This window comes from Lichenihabitans sp. Uapishka_5 (genome assembly GCF_033947565.1).
Taxonomy (GTDB): Bacteria; Pseudomonadota; Alphaproteobacteria; order Rhizobiales; family Beijerinckiaceae; genus Lichenihabitans.
On record NZ_JARPVX010000032.1, the window covers coordinates 1 to 14,404 of the forward strand.

Annotated in this window: 12 protein-coding genes; 8 read left to right on the plus strand and 4 right to left on the minus strand. The window is 68.5% G+C overall.

Annotated elements, in window-relative coordinates; translation table 11 throughout:
• The 4 genes from P7D22_RS12655 to P7D22_RS12670 all read right to left on the minus strand — a co-directional run.
• Window positions 1–696, minus strand: a 696-nt coding sequence (locus P7D22_RS12655; protein ID WP_319934603.1) for an FUSC family protein, incomplete at its 3' end; no start/stop codon positions are given.
• Window positions 697–801: 105 nt separating this feature from the next.
• Entirely contained in the window at window positions 802–2,394 is a 1,593-nt protein-coding gene (locus tag P7D22_RS12660) for an efflux transporter outer membrane subunit (protein WP_319934604.1), read from the minus strand.
• Window positions 2,395–2,398: 4 nt separating this feature from the next.
• A complete protein-coding gene (locus P7D22_RS12665; protein ID WP_319934605.1) occupies window positions 2,399–3,979 on the minus strand; it encodes a DHA2 family efflux MFS transporter permease subunit in 1,581 nt (526 codons plus the stop codon).
• Window positions 3,976–5,409, minus strand: a complete 1,434-nt coding sequence (locus P7D22_RS12670) for an HlyD family secretion protein (RefSeq protein WP_319934606.1) — start codon at window positions 5,407–5,409, stop codon at window positions 3,976–3,978. Before P7D22_RS12670 ends, P7D22_RS12665 begins: the two co-directional genes overlap by 4 nt.
• Window positions 5,410–5,579: 170 nt before the next feature.
• Here P7D22_RS12670 and P7D22_RS12675 point away from each other — a divergent pair, with 170 nt between their 5' ends.
• From P7D22_RS12675 to P7D22_RS12710, 8 genes are all read left to right on the plus strand, one after another.
• Window positions 5,580–6,149 carry a TetR/AcrR family transcriptional regulator gene (locus tag P7D22_RS12675; RefSeq protein WP_319934607.1) on the plus strand — a complete coding sequence of 190 codons (570 nt, stop codon included), beginning with the start codon at window positions 5,580–5,582 and terminating at the stop codon, window positions 6,147–6,149.
• Window positions 6,150–6,335: 186 nt separating this feature from the next.
• Window positions 6,336–7,451, plus strand: a complete 1,116-nt coding sequence (locus tag P7D22_RS12680; protein WP_319934608.1) for an NAD-dependent epimerase/dehydratase family protein — start codon at window positions 6,336–6,338, stop codon at window positions 7,449–7,451.
• Window positions 7,451–8,527, plus strand: a complete 1,077-nt coding sequence (locus P7D22_RS12685) for an SDR family NAD(P)-dependent oxidoreductase (RefSeq protein WP_319934609.1) — start codon at window positions 7,451–7,453, stop codon at window positions 8,525–8,527. The genes P7D22_RS12680 and P7D22_RS12685 overlap by 1 nt, the downstream gene beginning before the upstream one ends.
• A complete protein-coding gene (locus P7D22_RS12690) occupies window positions 8,524–9,819 on the plus strand; it encodes a TIGR04295 family B12-binding domain-containing radical SAM protein (protein ID WP_319934610.1) in 1,296 nt (431 codons plus the stop codon). The genes P7D22_RS12685 and P7D22_RS12690 overlap by 4 nt, the downstream gene beginning before the upstream one ends.
• Window positions 9,819–10,919, plus strand: coding sequence for a glycosyltransferase family 4 protein (locus tag P7D22_RS12695; RefSeq protein WP_319934611.1), 1,101 nt, complete (start codon window positions 9,819–9,821; stop codon window positions 10,917–10,919). The genes P7D22_RS12690 and P7D22_RS12695 overlap by 1 nt, the downstream gene beginning before the upstream one ends.
• On the plus strand, window positions 10,916–12,013 hold the full coding sequence (locus tag P7D22_RS12700) for a CgeB family protein (protein ID WP_319934612.1): 1,098 nt from the start codon (window positions 10,916–10,918) through the stop codon (window positions 12,011–12,013). Before P7D22_RS12695 ends, P7D22_RS12700 begins: the two co-directional genes overlap by 4 nt.
• A 234-nt stretch (window positions 12,014–12,247) precedes the next feature.
• Window positions 12,248–13,342 carry a CgeB family protein gene (locus P7D22_RS12705; RefSeq protein ID WP_319934613.1) on the plus strand — a complete coding sequence of 365 codons (1,095 nt, stop codon included), beginning with the start codon at window positions 12,248–12,250 and terminating at the stop codon, window positions 13,340–13,342.
• Window positions 13,339–14,397, plus strand: coding sequence for a CgeB family protein (locus P7D22_RS12710; protein WP_319934614.1), 1,059 nt, complete (start codon window positions 13,339–13,341; stop codon window positions 14,395–14,397). Before P7D22_RS12705 ends, P7D22_RS12710 begins: the two co-directional genes overlap by 4 nt.
• Window positions 14,398–14,404 lie beyond the last annotated feature (7 nt).

Genomic DNA, 14,404 nt, shown 5'->3' on the forward strand with positions numbered 1-14,404 from the left:
CGCCCGCCCGGTCAACGACTCGCCCGGCAGGGCCGTGACGTCGGGGTGCAGCGCCGTGACCTCCCGCATCAGCGCGGCCGCATCGGCCGGCGCCGCGCTGCCCTGGCGCAAAGCCTGCACGGTGAAGGTCTTCACCTTGCGTTGCACGGCCTCGAGCTTGCCCAGAAGGCCCGGCAGCAGGTCCGGCGCGCGGAACACGTCGCCCACCACGGCAACCGCCAGGATGCCGATCGTGATGGCGGCGCCGCGATTGACACCGGACGCGAAGGTCGACAGCGGCGTGTCGACGTTCGGAACTGCCACGATGGCGACCGTATAGCCGCTCAACACGGCCCCGTAGGCCCGGTTGCCGTCGAACAAGCTCGCCAGGGTGGCGCAAAGGCCGAGCCAGGCCGCGCAGGCCAAAAAGAACAGGTCGCGCGTTTGGCTGAACACCGCCGCGATGGCGATCGAGACGATCACGCCCACGACCGTGCCGCCCAAACGGTAGAGCGCCTTCTGCAAGGCCTGACCGCGGGTCTGCAGGGCCAGGATGCCCACGCAGGTGGCGGCCGAGGAGGCGCTTTCGAGCTGCAGCCAGAAGGCCACGTAGAGCGCCAACAGCATGGCGATCCAGGTGCGCGTCGCAAAGGCCCAAACGGAGGCCGGGAAGCCGAGGAACCGGAACGGCGCCTCCGACGCCGCAGCGGCGCTCACGGTTGTGCCCGCCCCGAGGCGGGCCACAGCCAGAGGACGAGGGTGGCGTTCCACCCACGCCGGCGATCGTGTGCCGATGATGCCGTCATCGCGGACACCCGGACCTTAGTTGACCCCCGCCTGCACGACCGGCACGGGCGCCACCTCCGGCAGCACCGGCGGCGGCCCGGGCGGGGGCGGAAAGGCGCCCTGCCAGCCGCCGCCGAGCGCCTTGTAGAGTGCCACAAGATCGGTCGACATGGCGGCGGTCGCCTGCGACAGGTTCATCTCGGCCCCCAACAGCGTTTGCGAATTCTGCAGCACGGTCGTGAAGGTGTCGACCCCTGTGGCGTAGCGGGTGCGGGCGAGCGAAAGCGCCTGCCGGGCGTCGACCACCTGGCGCGACAACCGCGCCCGCCGCCCTTCGTCGCCCTTGAGGCTGGCGAGCGCGTTGACGACGTCGTTCCAGGCCTGCAGCACGGCCTTCTGGTAGCTCACGGCCGCTTCCTGCTGCCGGGCCTGTTGCAACACCAGATTCGACTTCAGCCGCCCGCCCTCGAAAATCGGCAGCGACACGCTCGGCCCGATATTCATGTATTGCAGCGAGTTCGCCTTGAACACGTTGCCGGGATCGAGCGCGTTGAGCGACGGGCTCGCCGTGATGCTGACCGTGGGGAAGAAGGACGCCACGGCGACGCCGATCTGCGCCACGGCCGCATGCAGGTCGGCCTCGGCGCGGCGGATGTCCGGCCTGCGGCGGATCAGGTCGGACGGCACGCCGACCGGCACCCTGGGCGGGACCGGCGGCACGGGCCGCGACGGCAGCAGCTCGGCCGACAGCGCCATAGGGGGCTGACCGAGGATCAGGCCGATGGCGTTGACCTGCAGGATCTCCTGCTGCTTCAGCTGCGGCAGCTGCGCCTCGATGGCTTCCACCTGCTGGGCCGCGCTCGACACGTCGAGCCCCGTCACCAGGCCGCGCTGCTGGCGCGTGCGCACCACGTTGAGGATGTCCTGGTTGACCTGGATGTTGGCCTGGCTGATGCGGATCATATCCTGCGTGCCGCGCAGCTGCACGTAGTCGCGGGCGAGTTCGGCCAGCGCGGACACCAGCGTATCGCGGCGCATTTCGGCCGAGGAATCCACCTGGGCGGTCGCCGATTCGACGTTGCGGCGGACGCGCCCCCAAAGGTCGAGCTCCCACGACGCGTCGAAGCCGACCTGATAATCCGTGAAGGGCTCACCGATCGACGAGGTCAGCCCGGACAGCGAACTGCCGGTGCCGGTCGTTCCGCCGGACGAGTTGAGCCCATTGGTGACGAGGCTGACGATGCCGTTCTGACTATATTGCTGACGGTTGACGAACCCCGTGCCGTTGATGGTCGGCAGGGCGGCGGCGGCGGCCGTCCCGAGCTGGGCGCGGCTTTCCGCGATGCGGAACGTCGCCGTGCGGACATCGAGGTTCTGGTCGGCCACGCGGGCCTCGAGCCGGGTCAGGATCGGGTCGCGGAACACGCGCCACCATTCGGCGTCGGGCTCCGCCGGAACCGTGTCGCGCAGCACCGGCAGGGGAGTGCGGACCGGCGTCGTCGCGCCGTTGTCCAGGAAGGTCTGCGCATTGACCATCGCGGGCAGCGGCGCCACGAAATCGGGGCCGACCGTGCAGCCGACGAGCGCCAGGGCCGCGGTTCCGGCCAGGAGGGGTCTGAGCTTGTGCATCACGTCAGTGCCCGCCCCCGCCGCCGCCCTGGGCTTTCTTGTTGGAGATGAGAAAGCACAAGGGCACCACCAGGAAGGCGACCACGGCCGCATATTGGAACACGTTGTTGTAGGCGAGGATCGCGGCCTGGGTCCGGTAGCTCGTATAGAGCTGGCCGACGGCATCATCGTGAACCGTTGACGCGGCACGGCCGAGGGTCCGCAGGGTCTGCTCGGCCGACTGGACATAGGTGTTGTAGCCTTGTTGCAGCGGGCTCATGAAGCGCGACAGGTGGGCCTGATTGGCCTGGCTGCGCTCGATGACGGCGGCCTGGGCCAGAGAAATGCCGATGGCGCCACCCACGTTACGGAACATGGAGAACAGGGCCGCGCCATCGCTGCGGTAGCGCATCGGCAGCGTCAGATAGGCGATGGTCGAGATCGGCACGAACAGGAACCCGAGTGCCGCGGTCTGGAAGGACCGCATCTCCACCAGCGTCTTAAAGTTGATGTTGACGATGAGGCGGCCCGAGAACATGAGCGCGCAGCCCATGATGAAGAAGCCCGTCATCACGATATAGCGGGTCGGGACGACCTTAGAGATCCGCCCGACCACCGGGATCAGCAGGATGATGACGATGCCGCCGGGCGACAAGATCAGCCCCGACCACAGCGCGTCATAGCCGAGCTGCTGCTGGGCCAACTGGGGAATCAACACCGCACTGGCGTAAAGGATGGCCCCCATGGCGCCGATCAGCACCGACCCCATGGCGAAGTTGCGGTCCTTGAAGACGTCGAGATTGATGATCGGCTGCTTGGCGGTGAGCAGCCAGCAGATCGCGCCGAAGATGCCGATGAAGGCGAGCACGCCCATGGTGACGATGAAGGGCGAACCGAACCAGCCGTCGTCTTCCCCGCGGTCGATCATGATCTGCATGCAGCCGAGGCCGAGCACGATCAGCGACAGGCCGATGTAGTCGATGCCGCGGGTCTTCTTTTCCCGCTTTTCCTTTTCCCACGGCGGGTCTTCCACCATAACGGAGTTGAGGAAGGCCGCCAGCGCACCGACCGGGATGTTGACGAAGAAGATCCACCGCCACGTCGAATGGTTGACGATGTAGCCGCCGAGCGTCGGGCCGAGGATCGGCGCGATGATGGTGGCGATGGCCGTGATGCCGAAGGCCGCGGCGCGCTTGGCCGGCGGAAAAGTGTCGAGGATGATGGCCTGCTGGTTGGGTTGCAGCCCGCCGCCGAAGAAGCCCTGCATGGCGCGGAACAACACGATCTGCCCGAGCGATTGCGCGATGCCGCACAGGAAGGACGTCACCGTGAACATGATGATGCAGATGACGAAATAGCGCTTGCGCCCGACCGTGTCGGAGATCCAGCCCGCCACCGTCAGTACGATGCCGTTCGCCACCAGATAGGCCGTCAGCGCATAGGATGCGTTGTCGCTCGAGGTCGCGAGCGAGCCCGCGATATAGGGCAGCGCCACATTGACGATGGTGGTGTCGAGGATCTCCATGAAGGCCGCCATCGTGACCACGATGGCGATCAACCATGGATTGAAGCGCGGCTTCCAAGTCTGATGGGCGGCGTCGCTCATTTCAGCATCACGCTCGGCACGACGCTGATGCCCAGCGGCAACGGCTCATCCGGCTTGGTGCCCGAATCGATCACGATCTTCACCGGCACCCGCTGCACGATCTTGATGAAGTTGCCGGTGGCGTTCTCGGCCGGGAAGGCCGAGAATTTCGAGCCCGAGCCGCGCTGGATCGAATCCACATGGCCGCGCAGCGTGAGATCCGGATAAGCGTCGATGGAGATCGCCACCTGCTGGCCGGCCCGCATGCCGTCGAGCTCGGTTTCCTTGAAGTTGGCCGTCACCCACAGGTCGGTGGTGACGAGCGACATGATCTGCGTGCCGGCCGACACGTAATTGCCCTTGTTAACGTTGCGCCGCGTCACCCAGCCGTCCTGCGGGGCGCGCAGCACGGTCCATTCGATGTTGAGGTTGGCCTGATCGACCCGGCCCTTGGCCTGCTCGATCTGGCCCTGCAGCTGGCTGACCTGTTGCTGCGACTGGGCGATGTTCTGCTGCACCGGCTCGGCCTGCGTCACGCGTGCCTCGGCCTGGTCGACCTGCGCCTGTGCGGCCTGCTGGTTCGAGGTCGCGGTGTCGACCTCCTGTTGGGTGGTGGCCTGTTTGGGCAGGCTCTTCTGCCGGTCGTAGTTCTGCTTCTGCAGCGCGAGGGTCGCCTGGGCCGATTCGAGGTTCGCCTTGGCGAGCTGCAGGCCGGCCGGGAAGTTCTTCTTGGCGATCTCGACGCCGAGCTTCTGGTTGACCACCTGGGCATTGGTCGTGTCGAGCGAGCCCTGCTGCTGCTCGAGGGTGAACTGGTATTGCCGCGGGTCGATGTGGATGAGCGGATCGCCCTTGTGGACGAACTGGTTGTCGTTGACGTCGAGGGACACGACCTCGCCCGACACCTGGGGCGCGATGGAAACGACGTTGCCATCCGTATAGGCATCGTCGGTTTCGACCTTGCCCCGGTTGGACAGGTAATAATAAAGCCCCCCGGCGATCGCCAGAAGCGCCACAACCGCGACGATGATCAGAACGGTCGGGCGGCGCTTCTTGCGCTGTTCCTGGGATTTGGCGTCTTCGTCCTGCTTGCCGGTATCGGTCTTGCCGGCCTTTTCGGATTGATCGGCCTTGGCGTCTTTGCCGCCCTTGTCGCCTTTATTGGCGTCCCGGTCGGTGTTCTCGTCCCGGTCGTCCGTCGGCTCCTTGCGGGAACGCCGGTCGTCGTCGCGCGAAGAGCGGCGATCGTCGTCGTTTCGTCTGGCGCGGGGCTCGTCGTCGCGGTCGCGGTCGCGCCGATCATCGCGGCGGGGCCGGTCGTCGTCCTCGTCGTCGCGGTCTCGGCCGCGCCCGTCGCGGCGCGAGCCGCCCTGGCCGATGTCGAGCACGTCGCGGCGTCCGGATCGTCCCCGTGTCCCGCGATCGTCGTCGCCATCGGCATTATTCGCCATTGAAAGTCATCCGAAGCTTGCTGCGACACGGGCCAAACGGCAGAATGACAGCCGTACCGATCAGTTCGGTTAATGGATCGGCAAGGATTGGCGTGTCAAGAGCCACGAAACGATGCCAACCGATCGACCTCTCACCCGTAGCACGGGGTGAGCGACGTCGACTTGAGATCGTGCGCGTCGCCGAAACGGTTTTCCTGCGCCGTGGCTTCACGGCCACGACGATGAGCAGCGTCGCGACCGAGGCCGGCGCCTCGAAGGAAACCCTGTATCGCCATTTCGGCAGCAAGGAGACCTTGTTCGCCGAGGTGCTGGGCAACCGGGCCCGGCTGCTGCGCGAAACCCTCGATGCCGACTTCGACCGGCCGCATGCCATGGAGGCGGTGCTGCGCGACCTCGGCACCCGGCTCATCACCCACATGAACGGCCCTGAGGTGATGTGTCTCGTGCGGATCGTCATCGCCGAGGTGCCGCGCGATCCCGAGATCGGCCGCATCTTCTTCGTCAACGGCCCGGAGCGCACGCGCCAGCGGCTGGCCGAATATCTCGGGGCCGCCAAGCTGCGCGGTGAGTTCCACGGCGAGCCGGACCTCGCCGCGAGCATCTTCCTGGCCGCGATCGTCGGTTCGCTCTACCTGATCCGTCTGACCCTGCACGACGTGCCGATGCCGAGTCCGGCCGAAGTCGTCGAGCGCGTCGAAGAGGTCGTGGCGATGTTCATGCAGCGCTACGGCACCCCGTGAGGCGCCAAGCCGCAGTTGTTCACCCCTGCGACCGGTTTTCCGCCTGACATTTGTTAGCCGCTAAGGCGCTCCGCAGCACCGCTGCCCCGGCGCGGCCCTCCGGTGACTTGCCAGCCGCCATGAAAACCATGTCATAAGCCGAAAGGCATTGTAGATGGTGCCGTGGCGGCGGGACGAAAAACGGGCATGGCGCAGAAGGTACTCATCACGGGCGGAGCCGGCTTTATCGGGCGCTTCGTGGCGGCGCAGCTGCTCGAGCGCGGCGACGACGTGCGGGTTCTGGATAGCCTGATCCCGCAGGTGCATGGCGATGGCCTCGCCCCCGGTGTGCTGCCCGCCGAGGTCGATCTGATGACGGGCGACGTGCGCGACATCGACGCCGTCCGCCGCGCCCTCAAGGGCATCGACAAGGTGGTGCATCTCGCGGCCGAGGTCGGGGTCGGCCAGAGCATGTATGCCATCGACCGCTACACCTCGGTGAACGACCTCGGCACCGCCACCCTGTTCCAGGCGCTGATCGACGACCCCGTCGCCCGCGTCGTCGTGGCTTCCTCGATGAGCATCTATGGCGAGGGCCTCTACAAGGATTCCGAGGGCACCACGCACGAGGACGTGCTGCGCCGCCCGCGCGGGCCGAACGACGCCTCCTGGGACCCGCTCGACGCCGCCGGCCTGCCGATGGAGCCGATCCCGACGCCGGAAACCAAGCGGCCGACGCTCGCCTCCGTTTATGCCATCACGAAGTTCGTGCAGGAGCGGCTGACCCTCACGGTGGCGCCCGCCTATGGCATGGAAGGCGTGGCCTTGCGGCTATGGAACGCCTATGGCCCCGGCCAGGCCCTGTCGAACCCCTATACGGGCGTGCTGGCCATCTTCGCCTCGCGCATCGCCAACGGGGTGGCGCCGGTGATCTTCGAGGACGGCCAGCAACGACGCGACTTCGTCCACGTCAAGGACGTGGCGCGCGCCTTTCTGCTGGCGCTCGACCACCCGAAGGCGGCCGGCGGGGTGTTCAACATCGGCAGCGGCGAGGACCGGTCCGTCAACGACGTCGCCACGCTGCTGGCCGACGCCATGGGCCGGGCCGACATCCGCCCCGAGATCGCCGGGAAGGCACGGGCCGGCGACATCCGGCACTGCATCCCGGACATCGACAAGGCGGTCGAGCAGCTCGGCTTCGAGCCGATCGAGGATTTCCGGGACGGGCTGACGGAGCTCGCCGAATGGGTGTCGCGCCAGGAAGCCACCGACCGTGTCGGCGAGGCACGGCAGGAGCTCGAAGCCCGCGGACTGGTGGCTTGATGCGGGACGCTCCGCAGCGCGCGCTCGTCACCGGCGGCGCCGGCTTCATCGGCACCAACCTCGCCGACCGGCTGGCCACGGCCGGCCATGCGGTCACGCTCTACGATTCGCTGCAGCGTCCCGGCACCGAGCGCAATCTCGCCTGGCTGATGGAGCGCCATCCCGAGCGCATTCGGCACATCCATGCCGACATCCGCGATCACGCGACGCTGAGCGAGGCGGCCGCGGCGGCCGACGTGGTGTTCCACCTCGCGGCCCAGGTGGCCGTGACCACCAGCCTCGTGTCGCCGCTCGACGACTTCGCCATCAATGTCGCCGCGACCGTGCATCTGCTCGAAGCCCTGCGCGGACGTTCCCAGCCGGCGCCGCTCATCTTCGCCTCCACCAACAAGGTCTATGGCGACCTCGGCGATGTCGAGCTGACCCGCACCAACGACGCTTATGTGCCGGCCGACCCGCGGCTGCGCGACACTGGCATCGGCGAAGACCGGCCGCTCGACTTCCACACTCCCTATGGCTGTTCCAAGGGGGCGGCCGACCAATACGTGCTCGACTACGCCCGATCCTACGGCGTGCCGACCGCCGTGCTGCGTATGAGCTGCATCTATGGCGAACGCCAGATGGGCACAGAAGACCAGGGTTGGCTCGCGCATTTCGCCATCAAGGCGCTGACCGGCGAAACCATCACGATCTTCGGCGACGGTTGCCAGGTGCGCGACGCGCTCGATGTCGGCGATGCCTGCGCGGCCTATCTCGGCGCCTGGCGCAACATCGACCGCGTCGCGGGCCGCGCCTTCAATCTCGGCGGCGGGCCCCGCAACGCCGTCAGCCTGCGCCAGCTGGTGCGCCACCTGGAAGACACCATCGGCCGCCCGGTCAGCACCGAGCATCACGATTGGCGAGCCGGCGACCAGAAATATTACGTGTCGGACAGCCGCGCCGTGATAACGGCGCTCGATCTGAAGGCCCCCGTGCCGTGGCGGCGCGGCGTCACGAACCTCGTGGCTTGGCTTGCGGCGGAGCGTGGGATACATCTGCCAATCAGCAGTCAGCTGGAAGGGACGGCGTCGTCGTGAAAGTTGCTCTGGTCAATCCCCACTGGGATTTCGCCCGCAGCATCTATTTCGGCTGTCGCTCGCCGCACCTGCCGCTTGAGCTCGGTTATGCGAAGGCGCTGCTTGAGTCCGCCGGCCACACGGTGTTGTTGCTCGACGGCCACCTGAACGACACCGCGAACGCCGATCTGGCCGATGCGGTGGCGGATTTCGCCCCTGCCATGACGGTCGTCACCACGGCGCCGAGTTACCTGTTCTGGCGCTGCGCTCCGCCTGAACTGAAGGTGCCGCGCGACTTCCTCACCCATCTCGGTGCCCGGGGCGGCCGCACGGTCGCGGTCGGTCCGCACGGCTCCGTGACACCGGAAACGACGCTGCGCAAGCTTGGTGCCGACGTAGTGGTGCGGGGCGAGTGCGAGGAGGTCGTGGCGCTGCTGGCCGGGGCCGAAAACCTCGCGGCCGTGCCCGCCATCGCGTTCACGGAAGGGGATACCGTGCGGGTGACCGGAGCCCCGCACGCGGGTCGCTTCACCGATCTGCCGGCCCTGCGCTGGCCGGACAGCTGGGTGGCCCGGCACCACCACCATCACCACCGCTTCGACCGCAAGCCCGAGCGCCCCGGCGCCGAGGTCGAGGCCTCGCGCGGCTGCCCCTATCATTGTTCGTTCTGCGCCAAGATCGACTTCCGCGACAAATACCGCAAGCGCGACCTTGCCCCCCTGCTGGCCGAGATCGACGGCCTCGTGGCCCAGGGCGTCGAATACGTTTACTTCATCGACGAGATCTTCCTGCCCGATCGGCCGTTGCTCGAGGCGCTGGTCAGCCGCTCGATCGAATTCGGCATCCAGACCCGCATCGACCTGTGGAAGCCCGACATGCTGGACCTGCTCGGGGCCGCCGGCTGCGTGTCGATCGAGGCCGGGGTCGAGAGCCTGACGGTCGAGGGGCGCGCCCAGCTCGACAAGCAATGCCGCATGTCGACCGACGAGCTGGCGGCACGTCTGGTGCACGCGCGGCGGTCGGTGCCTTTCGTGCAGGCCAACCTGATCGAGACAAGCAACGACGACCCCGCCATCGTCTTGGCGTGGCGCGAGGGACTGCGGGCCCAGGGCGTCTGGGCCAACGATCCCGTCCCGCTGTATCCCTACCCGTCGTCGCCCGATTATCGGAAGCTGTGGGGCCTGCCGGACGGGCAGGCCTGGGAGCGGGCCCATGCCCACTACCTCGCCCAGTTTTCCAATTTCAGCGACATCCAGGACGAGCGGCCCGTGCCGCTGCCCGAACTCGAACTGGCCTGCTGCCCGGCCCATTGATGCCTGACATTCCCAAAATCCTGATCACGACCGACGCCGTCGGCGGCATCTGGACCTATGCGCTCGACCTCGGACGTGCCCTCGCGCAGGGAGGCTACGCCATCCACCTGGCCACGGTGGGACCGGGGCTCGACGAGACTCGACGCAAGGCGGCGCTCGACGCCGGGCTCGTGGTGACGGACCTCGGCCACGCGCCCGAGTGGCTGGCCCGCGACGCGGCCGAGCTGGCGCAGGCCGGCGAGGCGCTGGCGGCCCTGGCGCGGCGCGAAGCCGTCGACCTGATCCACCTCAACCATCCGGCGCTTGCGGCGGATGTGCGGTTCGAGCCGCCCGTGGTGGCCATCTGCCATTCCTGCACCGCCACCTGGTGGAAGGCCGTGAAGACCACCGCCCTGCCCGACACCATGGCCTGGCAGAAGGATGCGGTGGCGCGCGGCTACAAGGCCGCCGGTCTCCTGGTGGCGCCGAGCCGCGCCTTCGCCGAAGCCACACGCTCGGCCTATGACCTCGGTGCCATGCCGGAGGTGGTGCATAACGGTCGTGCCCCGGTGCGCGATGCCCCGCCCGACGCCGCCGTCGAGACCGTCTTCACCTCGGGCCGCCTGTGGGACGAAGGCAAGAACATCGCCCTGCTCGACCGCGTCGCGGCCCTGACGACGGCACCATTCCGGGCCGCCGGGCCGGTCGAAGCCCCTTACGGGGGTGGGCCCGAGCTGCGTTACCTCGACCTGCTGGGCTCGCTCAGCGAGGCGGAGATCCGCGCCGTGCTGGCCGAACGGCCCGTCTACGTGTCGGCGGCCCGCTACGAGCCCTTCGGCCTCGCGGTGCTCGAAGCTGCCCAGGCCGGCTGCGCGCTTGTGCTCAGCGACATTCCGACGTTCCGCGAACTCTGGGACGATGCGGCCCTTTTCGTCGACCCGGACGACGCCGAAGCCTTTGCTGCGGCGGTCGGTCGCCTCCTGTCGGATGAAACCCTGCGGGCCGACATGGCCAATGCGGCCGAGAACCGGGCTCGCGTGTTCGGGCTCGACGCCTTTGTGGCCGATATGCAGGGCCTTTACCGCACGCTGGTGCCCGGGCTGGCGGACCGCGCGGCGTGAAGATCCGCTATTTCACGCATTCGCTATTGTCCTGCTGGAACCATGGCAACGCCCACTTCCTGCGGGGCGTGTTGTCGGAGCTGATGCGACGCGGCCACGCGGTGCAGGCGCTCGAGCCCGAAGGCAACTGGAGCCTCGGCAACCTGCTGCGCGACGGCGGCCCGGCCGGGCTCGACGCCTTTCGGCAGAACTATCCCGACCTCGCGCCCGTCACCTACCGGCCCGACACCGATCCGGCCGCCCTGGTTGAGGGCGCCGACCTCGTGATCATGCACGAATGGAACGAACCGTCCCTGGTGGCGGCCGTCGGGGCGCTCAGGAAGCGCGGCGCTCCCTTTACGCTGTTGTTCCACGACACCCACCACCGCGCCGTCAGCGACCCCGAGGCGATGCGCGCCTTCGACCTCGACGGGTATGACGGCGTGCTGGCCTTCGGCGAAACGCTGGCGGATGTGTACCACGGCTGGGGCTGGGGCGACCGCGTTAGCGTTTGGCACGAGGCGGCCGACACCCACGTATTCCACCCGCCCACCGTCGAGGGGGAGCGGCAGGGCCTCGTCTGGATCGGCAATTGGGGCGACGACGAACGCTCGACCGAGCTCGAACGCTTCCTGTTCCGCCCGGCCGAGGCAGCCGGGCTGCCGCTCACGGTCCACGGGGTGCGCTACCCCGAGACCGCGCTGGCGACACTGGCGCGCTACGGCGTCGCCTACCGGGGCTGGCTCCCCAATGCGGCGGCGCCCGCGAGCTTCGCCCGCCATCTCGCCACAGTGCATGTGCCGCGTCGCTTCTACACCACCGTGCTCCCCGGGATCCCGACCATCCGGGTGTTCGAGGCGCTCGCTTGCGGCATCCCGCTGCTGTCCGCCCCATGGTCCGATAGCGAAGGGCTGTTCCGGGTCGGGCAGGATTTCCTGATGGCCGCCGATGAGGCCGCGATGACGGCGCAGCTCACCGCCGTGGCCCATGACGCCGACCTGCGGGCCGCGCTCGTGGCGAGCGGGCTCGAGACCATCCGGGCCCGCCATACCTGCGCCCACCGGGCCGACGAGTTGCTGGCCACGGTGGCGCGGCTTTCCGGCGCGGCGGCCTGATGGACGCGGCCTCGCAGCAAACGCACATGCTTATTCCGGAACAGCCACGTTGGACCCGGAACCGGGGAGCCCGGGCGATCCAGGTCGCAGCACACCGGTTCCGGGTTCCGCTTCGCGGCCCCGGAATGAGGGCTGGAGCGATATGGGGACCGCGCTTTGCCGCCCTGCGACCTCCGGCATGACGCGCCTGCACACCCTGCCTCCGTTGATGTTTCTCGCACCTATGCCCAACGCATGAAGATCGCCTTCTACGGCTCCAGCCTGTTGTCGTCCTATTGGAACGGTGCCGCCACCTATTACCGCGGCATGGTGGGTGAGCTGGCGCGCCTCGGCTATCGCACGACCTTCTTCGAGCCCGACGCCTATGGCCGGCAGCAGCACCGCGATATCGAGCCGCCGGACTGGGCCGATGTGGTGGTGTATCCGGCCACCATCGAAGCCGCGCGCGACGCCATGGCCCGCGCGGCCGAGGCCGATGTGGTGGTGAAGGCCAGCGGTGTCGGCGTCTTCGACGACGAACTGCTCGAGGGCGTCATGCGGGCCGCCCGGCCCGATGCGGTCAAGATCTTCTGGGACGTCGACGCCCCCGCGACCCTGGCCGAGATGGGCGCCGCGCCCGACCACCCGTTGCGCCGGATCCTGCCGGCGCTCGACCTCGTGTTCACCTATGGCGGCGGCCCGCCGGTGATCGCCGCCTATGAAGGGTTCGGGGCCAAGCGCTGCGTGCCGATATACAACGCGCTCGATCCCGCCACCCACCATCCGGTGCCGGGCGAGGAGCGCCTGCGGGCCGACCTGTCGTTCCTGGGCAACCGCCTGCCCGACCGCGAAGCCCGGGTGGAGGAGTTCTTCCTGCGGGCGGCGGCGCTGCAGCCCGAGCGCCGCTTCCTGATCGGGGGCAACGGCTGGCACGACAAGCCGATGCCGTCGAACGTGCGCGACGTCGGCCACGTCTACACGCGCGACCACAACGGCTTCAACACGTCCCCCCTGGCGGTGCTCAACATCGCGCGCGACTCGATGGCTTCGACCGGCTTCTCGCCCGCCACGCGGGTGTTCGAGGCCGCGGGCGCCGGCGCCTGCCTGATCACCGACGCCTGGGTGGGCCTCGACCTGTTCCTCGACGAGAACACCGAGGTGCTGGTGGCGCGCGACGGCCAGGACGTCGCCGACCATGTGGCGGCCCTGACGCCGGACCGCGCCCGCGCGATCGGCGAGGCGGCCCGGGCCCGCATCGTGCGCGACCACACCTATGCGCGCCGCGCCGTCGAGGCCGACGCCATCATCCGGGCCGAGGCAGCGGCCAAGCGCGCCAGGATCGTCGCGTGAAGCTCGTCGTCCTCGGGCTCAGCTTGTCGTCCTCCTGGGGCAACGGTCACGCCACCACCTATCGGTCGCTGTTGCGGGCCTTTGCGGCGCGCGGCCACGACATCCTGTTCCTGGAGCGCGACGTGCCCTGGTATTCGGGCACGGCGCGCGATCTCAGCGACCCGGATTTCTGCCGCCTCGCCTTTTATCCGGATCTCGACGCGCTCGACCAGCATGCCGACGCGGTGGCATCCGCCGATGCGGTGCTGGTCGGGTCCTACGTGCCGGACGGCATCGCGGTCGGGGCCTGGGCGCAGCGGACCGCACGCGGGGTGACGGCCTTCTACGACATCGATACGCCGGTGACGCTGGCGGCGCTCGAAGCCGGCACCTGCACCTATCTGTCGCCGGCGCTGATCCCCGGCTACGGCACCTATCTCAGCTTCACGGGCGGCCCGACGCTCGAGCGGCTGCGCAACCATTACGGCTCGCCCGACCCGCGCGCGCTATATTGCTGCGTCGATCCGGCGCTTTACCGGCCGCGCCACGACGCGAAGCGCTGGGACCTGTCCTACCTCGGCACCTATAGTCCCGACCGGCAGCCGGTGCTGGAGCGGCTGCTGCTCGACCCCGCCCGGCGGGCGCCCGACCTGCGGTTCGTGGTGGCGGGCTCGCAATATCCGGCAGACATCGTCTGGCCGACCAACGTCGAGCGCTTCGAGCATGTCGGGCCGCAGGATCACGCCGAATTCTACGGCTCGAGCCGCATGACGCTGAACGTCACCCGGGCCGACATGGTCAAGGCCGGCTGGAGCCCCAGCGTCCGGTTGTTCGAGGCAGCGGCCTGCGGCACCCCGATCGTGTCGGACGTATGGGACGGCATCGACAGCGTGCTCGAGCCGGGTCGCTCGATCGCGCTCGCCCGCACGGGCGACGACGTCCTGACGCTTCTGCGGAGCTGGGGCGACCGGGACCGCGCCGTCATGGCGGAGGCCGCCCGCGCCCAGGTGCTGGCGGCCCATACGGCGGCCCACCGGGCTTTGGAGCTGGAAACCACCCTGGCCGGCAGGGCCTGACGACGGC

Excerpts from the sequence above, each read along its gene's own strand:
- P7D22_RS12670 (WP_319934606.1), bottom strand. The coding sequence starts at position 5,409 with ATGGCGAATAATGCCGATGGCGACGACGATCGCGGGACACGGGGACGA.
- P7D22_RS12705 (WP_319934613.1), top strand. The coding sequence starts at position 12,248 with ATGAAGATCGCCTTCTACGGCTCCAGCCTGTTGTCGTCCTATTGGAAC.
- P7D22_RS12695 (WP_319934611.1), top strand. The coding sequence starts at position 9,819 with ATGCCTGACATTCCCAAAATCCTGATCACGACCGACGCCGTCGGCGGC.
- P7D22_RS12660 (WP_319934604.1), bottom strand. The coding sequence starts at position 2,394 with ATGCACAAGCTCAGACCCCTCCTGGCCGGAACCGCGGCCCTGGCGCTC.
- P7D22_RS12685 (WP_319934609.1), top strand. The coding sequence starts at position 7,451 with ATGCGGGACGCTCCGCAGCGCGCGCTCGTCACCGGCGGCGCCGGCTTC.
- P7D22_RS12680 (WP_319934608.1), top strand. The coding sequence starts at position 6,336 with ATGGCGCAGAAGGTACTCATCACGGGCGGAGCCGGCTTTATCGGGCGC.
- P7D22_RS12665 (WP_319934605.1), bottom strand. The coding sequence starts at position 3,979 with ATGAGCGACGCCGCCCATCAGACTTGGAAGCCGCGCTTCAATCCATGG.